Source organism: Bacillus sp. 5w2 (genome assembly GCF_054353775.1).
In genome coordinates this window covers 1-18,430 of sequence record NZ_JBTIWT010000008.1, presented here as the reverse complement: position 1 = coordinate 18,430, position 18,430 = coordinate 1, and the positions used below count along the sequence as shown (strand labels likewise).

At 36.5% G+C, this 18,430-nt stretch carries 18 protein-coding genes, 1 pseudogene and 1 riboswitch; of the genes and pseudogenes, 16 read left to right on the top strand and 3 right to left on the bottom strand.

The window, feature by feature from the left end:
- Window positions 1-84 precede the first annotated feature (84 nt).
- Both ACXY7N_RS15175 and ACXY7N_RS15170 read right to left on the bottom strand, forming a co-directional pair.
- On the bottom strand, window positions 85-447 hold the full coding sequence (locus ACXY7N_RS15175) for a YtxH domain-containing protein (protein ID WP_016089010.1): 363 nt from the start codon (window positions 445-447) through the stop codon (window positions 85-87).
- Between the two features lie 185 nt (window positions 448-632).
- Window positions 633-1,067, bottom strand: a complete 435-nt coding sequence (locus ACXY7N_RS15170; RefSeq protein WP_001016840.1) for an HIT family protein — start codon at window positions 1,065-1,067, stop codon at window positions 633-635.
- Window positions 1,068-1,625: 558 nt separating this feature from the next.
- Between ACXY7N_RS15170 and ecsA the strand changes: the two genes are divergently transcribed.
- From ecsA to ACXY7N_RS15130, 8 genes and pseudogenes are all read left to right on the top strand, one after another.
- On the top strand, window positions 1,626-2,369 hold the full coding sequence (gene ecsA / locus ACXY7N_RS15165; RefSeq protein WP_033659641.1) for an ABC transporter ATP-binding protein EcsA: 744 nt from the start codon (window positions 1,626-1,628) through the stop codon (window positions 2,367-2,369).
- Window positions 2,362-3,573 (top strand): ABC transporter permease EcsB, encoded by a 1,212-nt coding sequence (gene ecsB, locus ACXY7N_RS15160; RefSeq protein ID WP_098405301.1) that lies wholly within the window; start codon window positions 2,362-2,364, stop codon window positions 3,571-3,573. Before ecsA ends, ecsB begins: the two co-directional genes overlap by 8 nt.
- A gap of 13 nt (window positions 3,574-3,586) precedes the next feature.
- Window positions 3,587-4,294 (top strand): ecs operon protein EcsC, encoded by a 708-nt coding sequence (gene ecsC / locus ACXY7N_RS15155; RefSeq protein WP_000634133.1) that lies wholly within the window; start codon window positions 3,587-3,589, stop codon window positions 4,292-4,294.
- A gap of 399 nt (window positions 4,295-4,693) precedes the next feature.
- Window positions 4,694-5,745: pseudogene (locus ACXY7N_RS15150) on the top strand (FUSC family protein).
- 123 nt (window positions 5,746-5,868) lie between these two features.
- The gene (locus ACXY7N_RS15145) at window positions 5,869-6,018 is read left to right on the top strand and encodes a hypothetical protein (RefSeq protein ID WP_016089005.1); all 150 of its coding nucleotides are present in this window, start codon (window positions 5,869-5,871) and stop codon (window positions 6,016-6,018) included.
- Window positions 6,019-6,308: 290 nt separating this feature from the next.
- Window positions 6,309-7,034 carry a (Fe-S)-binding protein gene (locus tag ACXY7N_RS15140; RefSeq protein ID WP_016089004.1) on the top strand — a complete coding sequence of 242 codons (726 nt, stop codon included), beginning with the start codon at window positions 6,309-6,311 and terminating at the stop codon, window positions 7,032-7,034.
- A 15-nt stretch (window positions 7,035-7,049) separates the two neighbouring features.
- The gene (locus ACXY7N_RS15135; RefSeq protein WP_016089003.1) at window positions 7,050-8,480 is read left to right on the top strand and encodes a LutB/LldF family L-lactate oxidation iron-sulfur protein; all 1,431 of its coding nucleotides are present in this window, start codon (window positions 7,050-7,052) and stop codon (window positions 8,478-8,480) included.
- Complete coding sequence (locus ACXY7N_RS15130) at window positions 8,461-9,162, top strand: LutC/YkgG family protein (protein ID WP_016133848.1); 702 nt, start codon at window positions 8,461-8,463, stop codon at window positions 9,160-9,162. Before ACXY7N_RS15135 ends, ACXY7N_RS15130 begins: the two co-directional genes overlap by 20 nt.
- 56 nt (window positions 9,163-9,218) lie before the next feature.
- On the opposite strand, the gene ACXY7N_RS15125 is transcribed toward ACXY7N_RS15130, so the two are convergent.
- Window positions 9,219-9,344: a hypothetical protein gene (locus ACXY7N_RS15125; protein WP_488592449.1), complete on the bottom strand. Its 126-nt coding sequence runs from the start codon at window positions 9,342-9,344 to the stop codon at window positions 9,219-9,221.
- A gap of 96 nt (window positions 9,345-9,440) precedes the next feature.
- Here ACXY7N_RS15125 and ACXY7N_RS15120 point away from each other — a divergent pair, with 96 nt between their 5' ends.
- The 8 genes from ACXY7N_RS15120 to ACXY7N_RS15085 form a co-directional block, all read left to right on the top strand.
- Window positions 9,441-10,022, top strand: coding sequence for a TetR/AcrR family transcriptional regulator (locus tag ACXY7N_RS15120; RefSeq protein ID WP_016089000.1), 582 nt, complete (start codon window positions 9,441-9,443; stop codon window positions 10,020-10,022).
- Between the two features lie 2 nt (window positions 10,023-10,024).
- Window positions 10,025-10,192, top strand: coding sequence for a hypothetical protein (locus ACXY7N_RS15115; protein WP_000783815.1), 168 nt, complete (start codon window positions 10,025-10,027; stop codon window positions 10,190-10,192).
- A 79-nt stretch (window positions 10,193-10,271) separates the two neighbouring features.
- Window positions 10,272-10,748: a PH domain-containing protein gene (locus tag ACXY7N_RS15110; RefSeq protein WP_000371356.1), complete on the top strand. Its 477-nt coding sequence runs from the start codon at window positions 10,272-10,274 to the stop codon at window positions 10,746-10,748.
- Window positions 10,741-12,180, top strand: a complete 1,440-nt coding sequence (locus tag ACXY7N_RS15105; RefSeq protein ID WP_016133850.1) for a PH domain-containing protein — start codon at window positions 10,741-10,743, stop codon at window positions 12,178-12,180. The genes ACXY7N_RS15110 and ACXY7N_RS15105 overlap by 8 nt, the downstream gene beginning before the upstream one ends.
- A 94-nt stretch (window positions 12,181-12,274) precedes the next feature.
- Complete coding sequence (locus ACXY7N_RS15100; RefSeq protein ID WP_016088998.1) at window positions 12,275-12,700, top strand: hypothetical protein; 426 nt, start codon at window positions 12,275-12,277, stop codon at window positions 12,698-12,700.
- Window positions 12,701-12,704: 4 nt separating this feature from the next.
- Window positions 12,705-12,974, top strand: a complete 270-nt coding sequence (locus tag ACXY7N_RS15095) for a CPCC family cysteine-rich protein (protein ID WP_088083417.1) — start codon at window positions 12,705-12,707, stop codon at window positions 12,972-12,974.
- A gap of 340 nt (window positions 12,975-13,314) precedes the next feature.
- A complete protein-coding gene (locus ACXY7N_RS15090) occupies window positions 13,315-13,851 on the top strand; it encodes a TetR/AcrR family transcriptional regulator (RefSeq protein WP_016088996.1) in 537 nt (178 codons plus the stop codon).
- A gap of 171 nt (window positions 13,852-14,022) precedes the next feature.
- Window positions 14,023-14,115, top strand: a riboswitch (cyclic di-GMP riboswitch).
- Window positions 14,116-14,174: 59 nt separating this feature from the next.
- Window positions 14,175-18,430: SpaA isopeptide-forming pilin-related protein (locus tag ACXY7N_RS15085; protein WP_488592448.1), on the top strand; the 4,256-nt coding region annotated here is incomplete at its 3' end.

The window sequence follows — 18,430 nt, the reverse complement described above, 5'->3', positions numbered from 1 at the left end:
CGGCATATCTATGTGATATGCCGTGTTAAGGTCAATTTATATAAAAAATATTTGTTATATGCAAAAAACTAAGAAGGAATTTGTTTACGCTTTTTCCGGAACAGCTTCTTGCAGTTTCTCAATTGATTTTTGAATGTCCAAAATCTCTTGTTCAATATGTCGTTTGTTTTGAGAAATATCTTGCTTCCAGTTAGAAAGCGTATCGTGCATATCGTCTTTTAATTCTTGAAACACTTCTTTACCTTCTGAAGCAGTTTCAACGATTTGACGTTTTAATAATTTTGTATCAGCTGTAATATCAGCTAAAGTCTTTTTAATATCAGTTCCTTTTTCTTTCAGCTTACTGCGCATAGCTTTACCAGAAGAAGGGGTAGAGAAAAGAACAGCTAATCCAGCAACTGCTCCGCCGCAAATGACACCTGTAATAAAGGATTTAGCTTTTGACATAAAAGGAAACCTCCTTATTTTTTGTTCGTATTCATGATGTGAAAAAATATGCATATCTGTAAGACAAGGGAAAGAAAAGTGTGCAGTGCACAGTCCCCGGCATCTTAAGTGGAGAAACAAGCCGTGCAATATGTAATCACTTTAGGAAAGTGGCTTGCTATGTATTACTTCTTATTATAGTGTCACTATTTTACACTATTTGCAATTGTACTTGCGATGTTTTGTAAATTTTCCATTGTGTATTCATTTTGATGTGATTTCCAAACAGCACCGAAACCATCGTTTTCACCGTAGCGTGGAATTAAATGAAGGTGGAAGTGGAACACAGTTTGTCCAGCTTTTTCACCGTTATTGTTAAGTAGGTTAAAGCCAACTGGATTAAACTCTGCTTTAATCGCATTTGCGATTTTCGGAACGACAGAAAAAATATGTGACGCGATTTCTGGCGTTAACGCAAAAATGTCTTGTTTGTGAACTTTTGGAATAACAAGGGTATGTCCTTTTGTTACTTGACTAATATCTAAAAATGCAAGCACATGTTCATCTTCGTATACTTTTGAGCAAGGGATTTGCCCGTCAATAATTTTACAAAAAATACAATTATCCGCTGTATGATTCATTGATCTCATCCTTTCAAATAGCCTTAGCCGTATTTTACCATAATTATATAAGAGAACAAACACGAAAAACAGGAAGCTGACTCAGCTTCCTGTTTTCTGAAGAGGGATTGAAAAAGCATTATCGTAATTTACGTTTCGCAGACACCTCATTTATTTAAGAAATGCACGGTAAATCGGCTAAAGTTTCTGCCGTAGACACCCCATTTTCAAGTGAAATGAATTGCAATCTTTATAAAAGGAAATTGTTTATTTTTTAAAACAGTATATGCTCTTTCGGAGACACCCCGTTTCTAAAATGAAACAAATGATCTGGTTATGTGTAAATTTCTTTGTCCAACATGGACACCCCATTTCATGATGACTTCACTATGTTGTTGTACTCATCAATTGGTGGTCGCTTTTTCAATGTGTTCCTTCTTCACTAATTATGATGTCCGCTTTCGTAAAAATATATGCTAACAAATTTAAATTTTTTTTAAGACATCGATACTATGTAGTACAGCGCCATTTTTGGTAAGATGAATATAGAATGAATACTAATGAAGAAAGTGGTGTCGTATGAGCGAGTTATTGCGTGTAGAAAATGTTACAGGAGGATATACGAAACGACCTGTACTAAAAGATGTTTCGTTCTCTGTTAATAAAGGCGAACTTGTCGGCTTAATCGGTTTAAATGGAGCTGGTAAAAGTACGACGATTAAACATATTATCGGTTTAATGGAACCGAAAAAAGGAACTGTCACAATTAATGGGAAAACAATTCGTGATGATATGACAGCGTACCGTTCTAGTTTTTCGTTCATCCCAGAAACACCAGTATTATATGACGAGCTAACGCTAGAAGAGCATTTGAAATTAACGGCGATGGCGTACGGTGTCGATGAAAAACAATATGAAGAACGTGTAGGACAACTATTACAAGAATTTCGCATGAAAAATCGTTTGAAATGGTTTCCATCTCATTTCTCAAAAGGGATGAAACAAAAAGTAATGATTATGAGTGCGTTTTTAGTGGAACCATCTCTTTACATCGTGGACGAACCGTTCGTTGGGCTTGATCCGTTAGCGATTCAATCCCTACTTCAAATGATGGATCAAATGAAAAAGAGTGGTGCAGGAATCTTAATGAGTACACATATTTTAGCGACAGCAGAGCGTTATTGTGATTCGTTTATTATTTTGCATCAAGGCGAAGTAAGAGCGAAGGGAACATTATCTGAACTGCAATCACAGTTTAGTATGCCAGGTGCAACGTTAGATGATATTTATATTGCATTAACGAAGGAAGAAGATTATGAATAGCACAGCATTATGGAAAGAACGATTTCGTCACTTTCTAAAAGAAGTTCGTACATATAGTAAATACGTATTTAATGATCATTTGAAATTTATTTTCGTATTCATCATCGGCGCAGGAGCCTACTATTACCAGCAATGGTTACAAACGTTAACACCTTCGTTTCCAACAGCGCTCGTTATGGCAGTGTTGCTTGGTCTCGTATTAACGGCGGGATCCATCCAAACGTTATTAAAAGAAGCGGATCTCGTTTACTTACTGCCAGTTGAAGAAAAGTTAAAACCTTACTTCACAAAGGCATTTCTCTTTACGTTTATGATTCAGTTATACATAATCGCAATCGTGGCGGCAGCGCTTGCTCCGTTATACTTCCAGCAAATGAAACAAACAGGTGCAGCTTACATATGGATTGTAATCGCGTTTGTCATTGTAAAAGCGTGGAACTTATTCGTCGCATGGGAAAAATCATTTTTAACAGATCAAAATATACAAAGGGCTGATTGGTTCATTCGTTTTATTTTAAACGGCTTATTTGTATACTTCCTTGTAGAGCGTACTTCAGTTATGTTTATTGGCGGAATCGTTCTTCTTATGGTGTTATATCTCGCTATCCTGCATCAAATGGTGAAGGGAAAGCCGCTAAACTGGGAGTATTTAATTTCTGAAGAAGGTAAGAAAATGATGCTGCTGTACCGCATCGCGAATATGTTCGTTGATGTACCAGCATTAAAAGAGAGAGTAGCACGTAGAAAATGGCTTGATTGCATTCTTTCGATGATTGGTGAGAAGCGTACATATTTATACTTATATACGAGAACGTTTTTACGATCTGGTAACTATTTTGGCTTATATGTGCGCCTGCTCGCGCTTGGAGGAGTTATTCTTTACTTCATTCCGTTTTTATATGGACGATTTATCGTAAGCCTTATTTTCCTATACTTAATCGGTTATCAGCTATTAACTTTATGGAAGCATCACCGCATGAAGATTTGGCTTGATTTGTATCCGGTAGGGGGAGAAGAGAAGAAGAAAGATTTTCTTACTTTATTAAATGCGATCCTTATGATCGGCAGCGTTGTATTTACAGTTATATTCGCCCTTGCGACGAAAGATTTCATGATGACGGGAATTTTACTAGTCGTAAGCATAGTATTTAGTATCGGTTTCGTTTATCAATACGGGGCAAAACGTATTGAGCGTTTAAATTGAAGGGAATGAACCTATGATTACATATGAAGAGAAGGTTATAAAAGAGCTGGAGCAGTGGAAAGCTACATTCATGAAAGATTCTTCTATGATGACACGGTTCTCAAAGAAAGTGCAGACGAAAGTACAACAGCTTATTCCGGCGAAAGTACAAAAAGTATTAACAGAAACGATTCGGATGATGGTGCAAACAATTAGTGCCGGGTCAAACTTTATAAAGCCGAAATTAAAAGAGACGAACTGGTCACTGCAAAGACGAGACGACGAAGTACGTAAAAAAATGGATGAGTACAAAAAGATAGCAGCGGCAGAAGGAGCAGGGACGGGAGCAGGTGGTATTCTCCTTGGCCTTGCCGACTTTCCGCTTTTACTCGGCATTAAAATTAAATTTTTATTCGATGCCGCAACATTGTACGGATTTGATACAAGTAACAAAGAGGAGCGCCTTTTTATCCTTCATGTTTTTCAACTTGCTTTTTCAAGTGACGATCACCGAAAAGAAATATGGAAAGCAATCGAAACGTGGGATACAGAAGAAGAAAATCATATGGACTGGGAAAAGTTCCAAACAGAGTACCGAGACTATATCGATTTAGCAAAAATGCTTCAGCTCGTACCAATAATCGGTGCCCCAGTCGGTGCATATGCGAACTATCAATTACTGCAAAGACTTGGAGAAGTGACGATGAATTGTTATCGTATGCGATTGCTTAATAGAAATTGATTTGCTTTATAAGAAAGAAGGCATCCTAACTTCCACAGTTAGGATGCCTTCTTTTTTATATTTATTATTCCCTGTCGAATGAAGGAATGGAGCGCAGTTTCTATAATATATTTACGGAAATCTTATTAAACCATAACAATATCTGTACCACCTCTAATCAATTACTTATAAGTAGGGTCTCGCCACATCGCCAGCAGCTTAAGAAATTGGCATTTCCCCATATCGAAAAAAATGAGCTGAATTATTATAAATAACTCTGGAAAGATAAAATTTTCATTTTGGGGATACTTCAAAATATTAGCTTGGTGGACATAGGTATCACCACATGTCCATGGATTAAAGAAAGAGCCTATTATTAAACTGTATACCCTACTCTTTGGGTCGGAAGAGGTGCTATAGATGAATGTAAAGACATACAGGGCTCAAGTGTTTTCTTGGTCTAAGGAGGCCAAGGTAGAAATAGTAGAACTCATTTCCGCCGGCATAGGTATGGCCGGACCTGTTCTGTTCTGTTCGCCACAGTTCTAGGCTATCCCGCTCTTGGTTTTGCTGCATCGGTCGGCAGTTTGGCAGTCAGTAGCGTGAAAGTCGGTTCGAGTTTTATAAATCACGGAAAAAAGTTGGCATCAGCGCTAATATCAGTAGTGCTCGCTGCGATTGCTGCTGTTCTCTCTTTCGGACATGGCTATCTGACATTTGGAGTCTTGATCCTGCTAGTAAGCCTTGCTGCGTTAATTGGCGGATATAGTCGTGCCTTGGCGGTGGCAACAACACGCTTTGTCATATTCCTGATCATCATCCTCAACATGGTCGACCAGACGGAGTACCGGATGGAACTAATTTTTTCAATCTTAGCAGGGGCGATTTGGACCGTCAGTATCAGCTTGGTGCTAGGCATCTGGGTACACCGTTGTTATAAATCATCGTTAGATGGAGATGTGAAAGGGCCAATATCGAAAAAAATCATTCTATGGCGGAATTCTCTTTCACACCTATCCGGTTGGCAATTCCCAATCAGGCTCGCATTATGTCTAGGTATAGCTGAGGGATTGCGAATACTTTGGCCCGAGCACCACTTCTATTGGATTGCAATTACCGTAGCGATCCTTACTCAGCGGAAAATAGAACTCTTTCCAATCAAAACGACACAACGAGTGCTTGGTACAGTAATCGGCGTGATTGTTGCGAGCTTGCTTCTGGCAACTAGTCTACCAATTTTGGGGGTAGTTATAAGTATCGGACTATTCGCAGGTGTTCGACCTCTTCTAAAGGTTCGAAATTATCTTGTATACTCTGCAACGATGATCCCGCTCATTATTTTGATCATGGAAGCCGGCAAGCCGTTCCAGTTTATCATTCTGTTCGACCGTGTATTGGCAACCCTTATCGGTGCAGTCATCGTGATTGCAGTGAACTTGATATTCAGTAGAGCGATGGTGGAATCAGTGTAAAGGTGGTTATCTAGCCAAAGATGCTTTAATATTTCGGGTATCTTTTCCAGTTGAACAAAATCCCCTAAAATGAAAAAAACGCTATTCTTTCTGTAGAATCATAAGAAAGGATGGCGTTTTTTTGTGAATCCACCACCTAGTGAAATGGAGGAAGAATGGAGGCTGAACTTGGTTTTTCATGCGGCCAATCGCTCGGCAATGAAGCTTCTGTCTTATGGGAAGTATAAAGCGAAACAATCTGAAAGTGGATGGATGAGATATACAAATCCATAAGGTTTACTTAACAGACACTAACTAGCTTGGTGAGCATGAGGCACCGTCACATGCCTATCAAGCTAAGGTCTTTAAGTACCCCCTAAACAAAATTTTTAATTTTTTTACAGTTATTTATGTGAATTCAACTCGTTTTTTTCGTTTTAAGAACAATGCATTTTTAAAGTTGATGACTATGCTCAAATTTGAGAGTCTTTTTTTCATATTTCTATTCATATTTTTTATCTTTTTACCAATAATATACAAATAGAGTTACTTGAGCTTATTTTATTGTATGTAGGGGTGCAAATATGAAAGTATCAATTTTTATCACTTGTGTGGCAGATGTTTTTTATCCAGAGGTCGGAAGTGATGTCGTCGAAATTCTTGAAGATTTAGGCTGTGAAGTTGATTTTCCTAAAAGCCAAACTTGCTGCGGACAACCTGCCTATAATAGCGGGTACGTGAAAGAAACAAAAACAGCTGCAAAACATATGATTGAAGTCTTTTCTAGTTCAGAATATGTTGTGGCACCATCGGGTTCTTGCGCGATGATGGTTCACGAGTTTTCTAGCTTATTTTCTGACAGTGAAGCGGAGTGGAAGAAAAAAGCGACGGAGCTTGCGAATAAAACGTATGAATTTACACAATTTCTCGTTGAAGTATTAGGGAAAGAAGACTTAGGTGCGGAGCTTCATAAAAAAGCAACGGTTCATACATCGTGTCATATGAGCCGATTAATGGGAATTAAAGAACCACCGCAAAAATTATTAAAGTGTGTCAAAGGACTGGAAGTAGTTTCGCTACCGCACAATTATGATTGCTGCGGATTTGGAGGGACATTTTCAGTAAAGATGCCAGAAATCTCTGAACAAATGGTCGATGAAAAAGTAAAGCATATTATGGAAACCGGTGCGGACTTGTTAATTGGGATGGATTGTAGCTGCCTAATGAATATAAAAGGACGTTTAACACGAAATGGCTATCCAATTGATGTAAAACATATCGCTCAAGTATTAAATGAAGACCGAAAATAAGAGGGGGAAATAAAGATGGGAATGAAAATCGGGAACGATCCCTTTCATAAACGTACTGCAACCGGTATTGGTGATCAATTTATGCGACAGGCTGTTAGGAAAGCACAAGATGGTCTTAGGGGCAAGAAATTAAAAGCGACTGAGAGTCTTGGGAATTGGGAAGAATGGCGAGCTTTAGGAGAAGAAATTCGAAAGCATACATTAGAAAACCTTGATTATTATTTATATGAGCTGAGTGAGAATATTGAGAAAAACGGTGGTTTTGTTTATTTTGCAAAGACGGCCGAAGACGCAAGGGAATATGTAAAAGAGATTGTAAAAAAGAAAAACGCGAAAAAAATTGTGAAATCAAAATCGATGGTAACGGAAGAGATTAGTTTGAATGAGGCAATTGAAGAAGCTGGAGCGGAAGTGTTAGAAACAGATCTTGCTGAATTTATTCTACAAGTGAACGACCACGATCCGCCGTCACATATTGTTGTTCCGTGCCTTCACAAAGATAAAGAACATATTTGTGAAATATTTAAAACAAAGTTAAATTACACTGGAACATCTGACCCTACGGAAATGGCGAGGTTTGTAAGAAGCTATTTACGAGATGATTTCTTTGCGGCGGATATAGGAGTGACTGGATGTAACTTTGCAGTTGCAGAGTCTGGGTCAATTTCTATCGTAGCAAACGAAGGAAATGCAAGACTTACTACGACACTTCCGAAAACGTTAATTACAGTTATGGGAATGGAGCGTATTGTTCCGACATGGGAAGAGCTTGATGTTTTAGTAACACTTCTATGCCGAAGTTCTGTAGGACAAAAGTTAACGAGTTATATTACAGGATTAACGGAGCCTGGCGGGACAGATGGACCTGAGGAATTTCATTTAGTTATTGTGGATAATGGTCGTTCTGATATTGTAGGGACAGAATTCCAAAGTGTCCTACAGTGTATTCGCTGCGCAGCATGTATTAATGTGTGTCCTGTATACAGGCATATTGGTGGACATGCATATGGCTCCATTTATCCAGGGCCAATTGGAGCTGTGTTGACACCGCTTTTAGGGGGATATGATGAATATAAGGATTTACCTTATGCCTCTAGCCTTTGTGGTGCGTGTACAGAAGCATGTCCAGTGAAAATCCCGTTACACGACTTATTAATTAAACATCGCAGCCGCATTGTAGAAGAAAAACGATCACCTGTAGCTTGGAATGCGGCTATGAAAGGTTTTGAAAAAGTAGTGAAGAGTCCTAGCTTATTTTCTTTTGCGGCGAAGAGCGCTCCGTATGCATTAAAACCTCTTGCGAAAGGTGATAAAATCGAGCGTGGCATTGGGCCGTTAAAAGCTTGGACAGATGCGAGAGATTTCCCGGTTCCGAAAAAACAACCGTTTCGAAAGTGGTTTGAAAAACACGTAAAGGAGAACGATGATGGCCATCCAAAATCGTGAGGAATTTTTACTCCAATTATCAGAAAAGCTTGGTAGGAAACGTCCAGAAGCAGTGGAAAAGCCGAAATGGTCTTTTGCCCCGCAGTGGACTGTTTTTGACGGACTCGCGCAAGACGAACTTGTAGTACAGTTAATGGAGCACTGCGAAGTCATTCATACAGAAGTAAAGCGAACAACGAAGGAAAATCTAGTTGAAACATTTCAATCTTTACTAAAAGAATGGAATATTAAATCCGCAATGTATGCGAACGATGAGCGCTTTCATGAGTACGGCCTTACTCCACTTTTCAACAGTGAAGGCACAACGCATTTTCGTATTTGGGGATCGGATCATAAAGAAGAGGACATAGCATTTGCGAAAGCTGCTGACCTTGGCATTACGTTCAGTGATATGACCCTGGCAGAATCAGGAACCGTTGTACTATTTAATGACGGGTTAAAGGGAAGACATGTTAGCCTTCTTCCAGAGTCGTACATTGCAATTGTTCCTAAAAGTACGATCGTGCCAAGATTAACCCAAGCTACAAAAATGATCCATGACCAAAATACATCAGGAAAAAAACTGCCCGCTTGTGTGAATTTCGTTTCTGGTCCATCAAATAGCGCAGATATTGAAATGAACCTTGTCGTAGGTGTACATGGGCCAATCCGAACAGCGTATATTATTGTGGATGATCAATAATGAAAATAGAAAGCACTGGCCGTTTATATAGCCAGTGCTTTTCTTACTGATGAAAGTTAAAGACCGAGTCCGCTATAGCCGCCGCCAGTGCCACCACTACCACCTTTACCACCAAGTCCCATAGGAATATCCTCCTTATTGTTATATGTTGCTTTTACTTTATACTTTTCTGTATTTACCAATAAATTCCTTCCGTAGCGTTAACTAACTTGCAAATCATTTCGTTTCATTTTATAATTTACTTACCGACCGGTAAGTAAAAATAAGTGAGGTACAGTATGACAAAGAATTTACAAACATCGCAAAACATTGTCGAGGCATCATTTAAACTTATGGCAGAGCACGGTATTGAGAAGATGAGCCTTTCTATGATTGCGAAAGAGGTAGGTATTTCAAAACCGGCTATTTATTATCATTTTTCTTCTAAAGAAGCGTTAGTCGATTTTTTATTTGAAGAAATTTTTTCTGGGTATCATTTCGTGAGTTATTTCGATAAAGAACAATATACGAAAGAAAACTTTACAGAAAAGTTAATTTCAGATGGTTTACATATGCTCTCTGAATATGAAGGGCAAGAAGGAATATTACGCGTTATAAATGAATTTATCGTAACTGCATCGCGAAATGAAAAGTATCAGAAACGCTTATTTGAAATACAAGAAGATTTCTTAAATGGTTTTCACGATTTATTGAAGAAAGGTGTAGAACTTGACGTTGTTTCACAACAGGCAACGGAAGAAAATGCTCATACGTTAGCGCTTGTGATCGATAATATGAGTAATTACATGCTGATGGGATTCCAGTTAAAGTATAAAGAAATTTGGATTCAAAATGTGAAAAACGTAATGAAGGAGGAATAAAAGTGAAAATGCAAAAAAACTGGTGGCTCGGTTTTCTTGGGTTCATTGGAGTGTATAAAATTCCAGGCATGATAGAAGCTTTTCAAGCGGATGGAAGTTGGATGAAGCTAATCGGTTTCATTTGGCTACTTTGGTTCGGATATTTTATTCCCGAGAAGAAAGAAGATTGAATTTCAATTCCCTGTAAAGTTATGTAAAATATAATTTGAGAGTATTCATATATTAGATTACTAGATTTGGAGTGGTTACATGGATCCATTGAAGAATGAAATTCACCCTGACATGGTCAAGGTGTGGAAAGTTCGTGCTGTCATTGAAGAAGGGATTGGTATCCTCGTTATTTTAGCTTACCTTTTCCTCATGATAAAGTTTGATTGGTGGGCGTGGATTTTGTATGTGATGATTGGGCTAACAGTTGCGTTCGCACCATTTTCGTACTTCTTATTCCCGAAACTACGTCAACGTTATTACAGTTATCAATTAAATGAAGAAGAGCTTGAAATTCAGCACGGTCTTTTCGTCGTAAAGCGCGTATTAGTGCCGATGATTCGTGTACAACACGTGACGATTGAACAAGGGCCGATTATGAGAAAATATGGCTTAGCAGAATTACACATTTCAACGGCGGCAACTTCTCACAGCATCCCAGGCTTAACGATGTATGAAGCTGAAATGTTGAAAACGAAAATCGCAGAATTAGCGAAAGTGAGTGATGAGGATGTATAAGAGGCAGCATCCAATCACGATGTTATTAGAATTAAAAATAACAGACTTTATACCACTCATTATTTTCATGTTTAGTTTAAATGGAAAGTTTCCATTTTGGTATTTAATTCCCGCTGGATTCGGTTTACTCACTGTCTTTTCAGCGTTTGAAAAATGGTATTACACAACATATTGGGTTGAAAATAACGTATTGCATGTGAAACAAGGGCTCTTTGTGAAGAAGGAGAGCTATTTAAATAAAGAACGTGTTCAAACGATTAACACAAGTTCTAACGTGTTATATCAAATGCTCGGTTTAAAGAGAATTCAGATTGAAACAGCTGGCGGAGGCGATGATGCAGAAGTTAGCTTAGCTGGTATTACAGTAGAAGAGGCAACAGAGCTTATTGCAATGCTAAATGAGCCAACTCCAGAAGTGAAAGCAGAAGATACATCAGAAAAAGTAGTCGAAAAAGAAATCGTTACAGAAGAAAAACAAGCGACAGAATACAAATTAACTTGGAAAGAAATTTTATTAGCATCTGTTACATCTGGTCAGTTTGGACTATTATTCTCATTAATCTTTTTCGTGTACCACCAAGTAGATGAGTACATTCCAAAATGGATAGAGAATGGCGTAAAGTCGTATGTAATGGAACATGATATATATGGCTGGATTTTCATGGTAGCCATTTTGATCGTCCTTTCGTGGATTATATCGACAATCGGTTATGCGCTAAAACATGGAGATTTCACAGTGAATCGAAGGAATGACGAAGTCCGCATTTCGCAAGGTTTGCTTGAAAAGAAAGAGCTTGTACTAAAATTACATCGTATTCAAGGTATTACGATAAAAGAAAGTATGTTACGTCAGCCATTCGGCTATTGTGCTGTGCAAGTAGAAGTGATTCAAAGTAAGGGAATGGGTGACGAAAAAGAAAAAGTTACGCTGCATCCTATCATTCGAAAAGATCGCGTACAACAGTTACTCGCGCATTTACAATTACCATACGAACTGAATACAAATATTATTTCATTACCAAAAACAGCATTACGCCGCTATCTCATTGATAGTTTCATCTTTTTCGCAATGCTAGCAATCCCGCTTACTGGGATAAGTATATACTTTGAAAAGCACTACATCATGTGGGCATTACTACCGCTCGCAATCCTCATCTTTACACTTGGGTACGCAACATTTAAAACAAATGGTTACAGTGTAAATGGAGAGCAAATCACGCTTGTATATCGTAGCGTGGGAAAATATACAGGACTTGTTAGAAGAAGACACGTCCAATCAATGGAAAAGACACAATCATATTTCCAGCGCCGAGCAAATTTATGTACGTATAAGTTCTCTAACGCATCATCGGAGTATAAATTAGAGCATACGAGAGTAGAAGATGCGGAGAGAATGCAGGATTGGTATAAGAAGAGAATAAGTGAGAATTAAGTGGAATGGCTCGTCTTTTGCAGAAGACGGGCTATTTTTTCATGTGAAAATAATGAATAATATATGGGGAAGAGAAAAAGTGAGGTGAATGAGAGTGAGCAAATTTTTAATTCCGTATTCATTTTCTATATTAAGTTTTTTTATTTCAGTAACGGCACTTGATTTATATGATAGGATAGAAAATTTTAATGAGGGGACGTCGCCGAACATAATTGGAAAGGTAATTCAATCTACTTCGCAAATGGGAGTCCTTACATTGTATTTCGGAGTACCTATTATTTTAGGTGGATGTCTTCTTGGTGAGCTATTGTTTAGAGGTATCATTTTACGATTTAAATTGAGCTATATTATATCTTTATTATTATATCTACTTTTAGCTTTTAGTATCGTTTTCGTAACGGTAGGGATTCCAACTACATATGAAGATTCTAATAATTTTTTCATGGGGATAACTGTGATTTGCGCTGTTACATTCTTTGTGAGTCGGAATATATGGGAGAAAAAGTTGATAATGGAGTGACAAAATGAAACATACATGTCCATGCTGCGGATATAAAACAATAGAAGAAGAACCACCACCAGGTACATATGAAATTTGTAATATATGTTATTGGGAAGATGATGAGGTTCAGTTTAACGATCATGACTTTGAAGGCGGAGCGAATGAAGTTTCGTTAAGGCAAGCACAGAAAAATTTCATTGTATTTGGTGCTTGCGAGGAATGTTTTGTTGGATCAGTTAGAAAGCCGACTAGTGAAGATGTGAAGGATGCTAGTTGGAAGCAAATTTGTTAAATAGCTTTAAAAAAATGTTATTACTCAATGTAACAAGAGTAATAACATTTTTTTATGCAACGATGAAAGGAGTAACGCCGTCTTATAAGGTAAAAAGAAGGAAGTAAATTTCACTAATGGATATATTAGGAATAAACACAAAGTATAGATGTATAGTCAGCTTTGTGTATTTAATGTTATCATATTGAATGATATGGAAATTTTTAATAGAAGAAGTAACGAACAATTCAAAGGCAATGAAGCTTTTGTTGTATAAAGAAAATATTTATTATTACTCAGCGATATTAAAAATAAGATACGTATTTATATAAATTTAGTAGAAATGGGGTTTTAAAAAGGAATGAGTACAAGTATAACACGGCAAAAGATTTTAGAAGCTGCTTCTCAAATTGTGCAATGTAAAGGGGTTGCTAAATTAACCTTAGAAGCGGTAGCAAAAGAGGCGGGGATAAGTAAAGGTGGATTGTTGTATCACTTTTCAAACAAAGAGGCTTTAATAGAGGGCATGATACTCAAAGGGACCGAGGAGTATCAAGACGCTATTCACAATAAAGTAGCGGAAGACTTAGAGAAGAAAGGAAGGTGGGTACGTTCTTTTGTAGAGGAAAGATTAAGTAATGAGAGAAGAGTAGAAGAGCTGGGTAGTAGTATGATGGCAGCATTAATGCTAAAACCTGAATTACTTGAACCGTTACAACAATCATTTCAGCAACTGCAACATAAAATAGAAAATGATGAGATAGATTCAGTTTGTGCCACAATTATTAGATTAGCAGCAGATGGATTATGGTATTCGGAATATTTAGGGGTTGGAAGATTAAGCCCCGAATTAAGAGAAAAAGTAATTCAAGCTCTTATCTATAATTCATATAAATAGAATATACAAACTATATAATGTAAAATAATTCACCATTACTTATTTAATGTAGTGGTGAATTATTTTTTTTATTAGAAAAATAGAACAATTTTATAGAGTATTGAATTATAACCGTCCAGACGGTATAGTAATATTTGGTTTAAGAGGAAAATGAAACAAAAAAAGAATAAAAAATATTTTTAGCACACTATTCGAAAGGATAGGCCGCAAAGCTTAGAGTCTACGGTAATACATATTGGTTACTAAGATCGTCTGGTTGCACATTTTTGATGCAACCGGACGGTCTTTTTTTGTTATATAAATATAAAAAATAGGAGGGAATTATGCAAATGAAAAGTACTAAAAGGCATATTTCAATGGTTTCATTAGTTTTTCTAGTATTATTTTCAGTGCTAAATGTGTGGGCTCCAGTTATTCAAGCCGCTGTGATAAAAAATCCAGTGGACGAGATTAATATCTCCCGTACTGATGGTACAACGTCTGAACCATATCAAGCCTCAGATGGCATGAAAGTAGAAGTGAAGTGGTCAGCTAAAGAAAAAATAAAAAGTGGTGATCAATTCACAATTGATATGCCAAAAGAATTTAGAAAAGATCTTATGAATATGAGTTTTCCTTTAAAAGATGCTGAAGGAAAAACAGTTGGTACATGTGAGATGAAAAAGGGTCTATTGACATGTACTATGGGTGATTACGTAGAAGGAAAGAATAACATTAAAGGTTCTTTATTCGTAGAATTTTATTTTGGTCTAGAAGCATATGATGGTATTAAAAAAATCCCATTAGAATTTAACGTTGATGGTCAAATCGTAAATAAAGAAGTAAGTGTAAATAATACGACAGAGAGACCGAAGCCACAGCCCAATACAGATAATCTAATGAAATGGGGTTCTTATAATCAGGAAGATCCTTCAATTGCAGACTGGACGGTATATGTAAATGCAACTGGAACAGAAATGCAAGATCTTAAATTAACAGACACATTAGGACCTGGACATGAATTAATTACAGATAGCTTAGTATTAGAAGAGGCTGTGTTTGAAGATGGCTATGCAGCAACAAATATTAAGCCAGCAGATTTATCTAAAATTAAAATTAATGCAATGAAAACTGGATTTACAATTGAGTTTCCAGACAGTTCAAAAGGTTATATTTTAAGATATAAAACAAAGATTACTAATCCTGCTGCAAAGCCTCATAAAAATACTGTGAAATTAGAAGGTAAAAATATTGTAACTGAAGAAAAAGTTGGAGAAGTATTCGTAAGTGGTGGGGGAGGAACAGGTTCAGGTGACAATAATCCACCTAGCATTGAAAAAAATATAGTTGATGAGAAAGATAAACTTGTAGAGAATCAGCAGTTAACACAAATCGATCAAGCTATTCAATACCAAGTTGGTATACATATACCAAACGATCCTCCTAAATACACATCTATGGTAATTAGTGATGATTTAGAAGATGTTTTAGAAGTATTAGAGGCAAAAGTGTATGATCAAAATGGCCAAGATATTACTTCTAAAGGAACGTTAAATATAGATAAACAAAGAAGTGAAGTAACATTTACGTTTGGTGAGAATTTTGACTATAAGTCATATGAAGACCAGGTAATTAACTTGAATATTAAGGCGAAAATTAAAGCCAATACAGATTTATCTTCTTACGTAGATAAGAAGATTCCTAATAAAGCGGAATTACATTTTGATGATAAAACATTAACATCAAAAGAAGTAACTGTTACGCCGCCTGAAGCTCCAAAAGACGGTACAGTATCGATTCATAAAATAGATTCTGAGAATCCGAACAAGGGGTTAAAAGGTGCCGAATTTGAAGTTCGAAATAGTGCAAATGAAGTTGTTGCAAAACTGATAACGGACGAAAACGGCTTTTCAGTACCTCAAACTTTAGCTCCTGGGACGTATAAAATTTATGAAACAGTAGCGCCAGAAGGATATCAAAAATCAACAATTCCAGTAGAGGTTACACTTCAAGCTGGTGAAACAAAAGCCATTGAAGTCAAAAATACTTTGCAAAAGGGTCAAATTGAATTAAAGAAAATTGATTCGGAAAATGGTGAAAAACCATTAGCAAATGCAGAGTTTGATATAGTAAAAGACAGTGTAGTAGTTGAGCATATTGTTACAGATAAAGATGGTAAGGCAATCTCTAAACCGTTAGCGCCAGGGAAATATATGTTAAAAGAAACGAAAGCGCCTGAAGGATACCAATTAAAAGAAACAGAGTTCGAAGTAAATGTAACAGGGGACGGCATATTCCCAATAACAGTAAAAAATGCAATGACAGACAAAGGTAATGTAGAAATTACAAAGGTGGACAAAGAAAACGGTTCAGTATTAGCGGGTGTCGAATTTGAAGTTCAAGATGAGAAAGGTGAAGTAGTAAAAAAAGTAACGACGGATAAAGAAGGAATGGCAAACGTTTCAGATCTTTCAGTAGGAAAGTACAAATTAGTAGAGACGAAAAGCTTACCAGGTTACAAGAAACTAACAGAGCCAGTATCGTTTGAAATTACAAAAGGTATGACGAAAGTCCTATCATTGAAAGTAGAGAATGAACAGTTAGATAAAGGTTCAGTAGAAATTACAAAAGTAGATAAAGACAGCCAGAAAGCATTAAAAGGCGTAGTTTTCGAAGTACGAGATGAAAAAGATAAAGTAGTGAAAGAAGTAACAACAGATAAAGAAGGAAAAGCAAACGTTTCAGATCTTTCAGTAGGAAAGTACAAATTAGTAGAGGCGAAAAGCTTACCAGGTTATAAGAAACTAAAAGAACCAGTATCATTTGAAATTACAAAAGGTATGACGGAAGTCCTATCATTGAAAGTAGAGAATGAACAGTTAGATAAAGGTTCAGTAGAAATTACAAAAATAGATAAAGACAGCCAGAAAGCATTAAAAGGTGTAGTCTTCGAAGTACAAGATGAAAAAGATAAAGTAGTAAAAGAAGTAACAACAGATAAAGATGGAAAAGCAACAATTGCAGATTTATCAGTAGGAAAGTACAAATTAGTAGAAAAAGAAAGCTTACCAGGCTATAAGAAATTAACAGAGCCAGTATCGTTTGAAATTACAAAAGGCATGACCGAGATCTTATCATTAAAAATAGAAAATGAAATGGTAGATACGGGGAATGTAGAGATAACAAAGATAGACAAAGATAATAAAGCACCGCTAGCGGGAGTAACGTTCGTTGTCCAAGATGAAAAAGGTAACGAAGTTAAAAAAGTAACGACAGATAAAGAAGGAAAAGCAAATGTTGCAGATTTACCTGTAGGTAAGTATGAATTAGTAGAGATAGAAAGTTTACCAGGTTATAAAAAGCTAGAAAAACCAGTATCATTTGAAATTACAAAGGGCATGACCAAGATACTATCATTAAAAGTAGAAAATGAAATGATGGATACTGGAAATGTAGAGATAATAAAAATAGATAAAGATAGTAAAGCACCATTAAAAGATGTTGTATTTGAAGTACGTGATTCAAAAGGAAAAGTAGTAAGAAAAGTAACGACAGATAAAGAAGGAAAAGCAAACGTTTCAGAGTTATCTATTGGAAAGTATGAGTTGGTGGAAGTAGGAACACCAGCAGGATACAAACCACTTGAAAAGCCAATTTCATTCGAAATTGAAAAAGGCAGAGTAACAGCATTAAAGCTAACAGTCAAAAATGAATTAGTAGATACAGGAAATGTAGAAATTAAAAAAGTAGACAAAGAAAATAAAGATGCTTTAGCTGATGCAGTATTTGATGTTCAAGATGAAGCAGGACAAGTAGTCGCTAAAATAACGACAGATAAAAAAGGACAAGCACAAGTCACTAATTTATCAGTTGGCACATACAAGCTAGTAGAAGTGAAAGCACCAAAAGGATATAAGCAATTAGTAGATCCGATTACTTTCCAAATTGAAAAAGGTATGACAAAATCTCTTGCTTTAACAGTAGAAAATGAAATGTTAGATAAGGGTAACGTAGAAATTACAAAAGTAGATAAAGACAGTCAAAAAGCATTAGCAGGCGTAGTCTTCGAAGTACAAGATGAGCAAGGAAAAGTAGTAACGACAGTAACAACAGATAAAGAAGGAAAAGCAACAATTGCAGATTTATCTGTAGGAAAATACAAATTAGTAGAGAAAGAAAGCTTACCAGGTTACAAACAATTAACAGAACCAGTATCGTTTGAAATCAAAAAAGGTATGACGAAAGTTTTATCACTAAAAGTAGAGAACGAACTGTTAGATAAAGGAACAGTAGAGATTACAAAAGTGGATAAAGAAAGTGGCGCAGTATTAGCGGGCGTAACATTCGAAGTGCAAGATGAAAAGGATAAAGTAGTAACAAAAGTAACGACAGATAAAGAAGGAAAAGCAAACGTTTCAGATTTATCAGTAGGGAAATATAAGCTAGTAGAGGTAGAGAGCTTACCAGGATATAAAAAACTAGCGAAATCAGTATCGTTTGAAATTACAAAAGGTATGACAGAAATTTTATCACTAAAAGTAGAGAACGAATTAGTAGATAAAGGTTCAGTAGAAATTATAAAAGTAGACAAAGAAAGTGG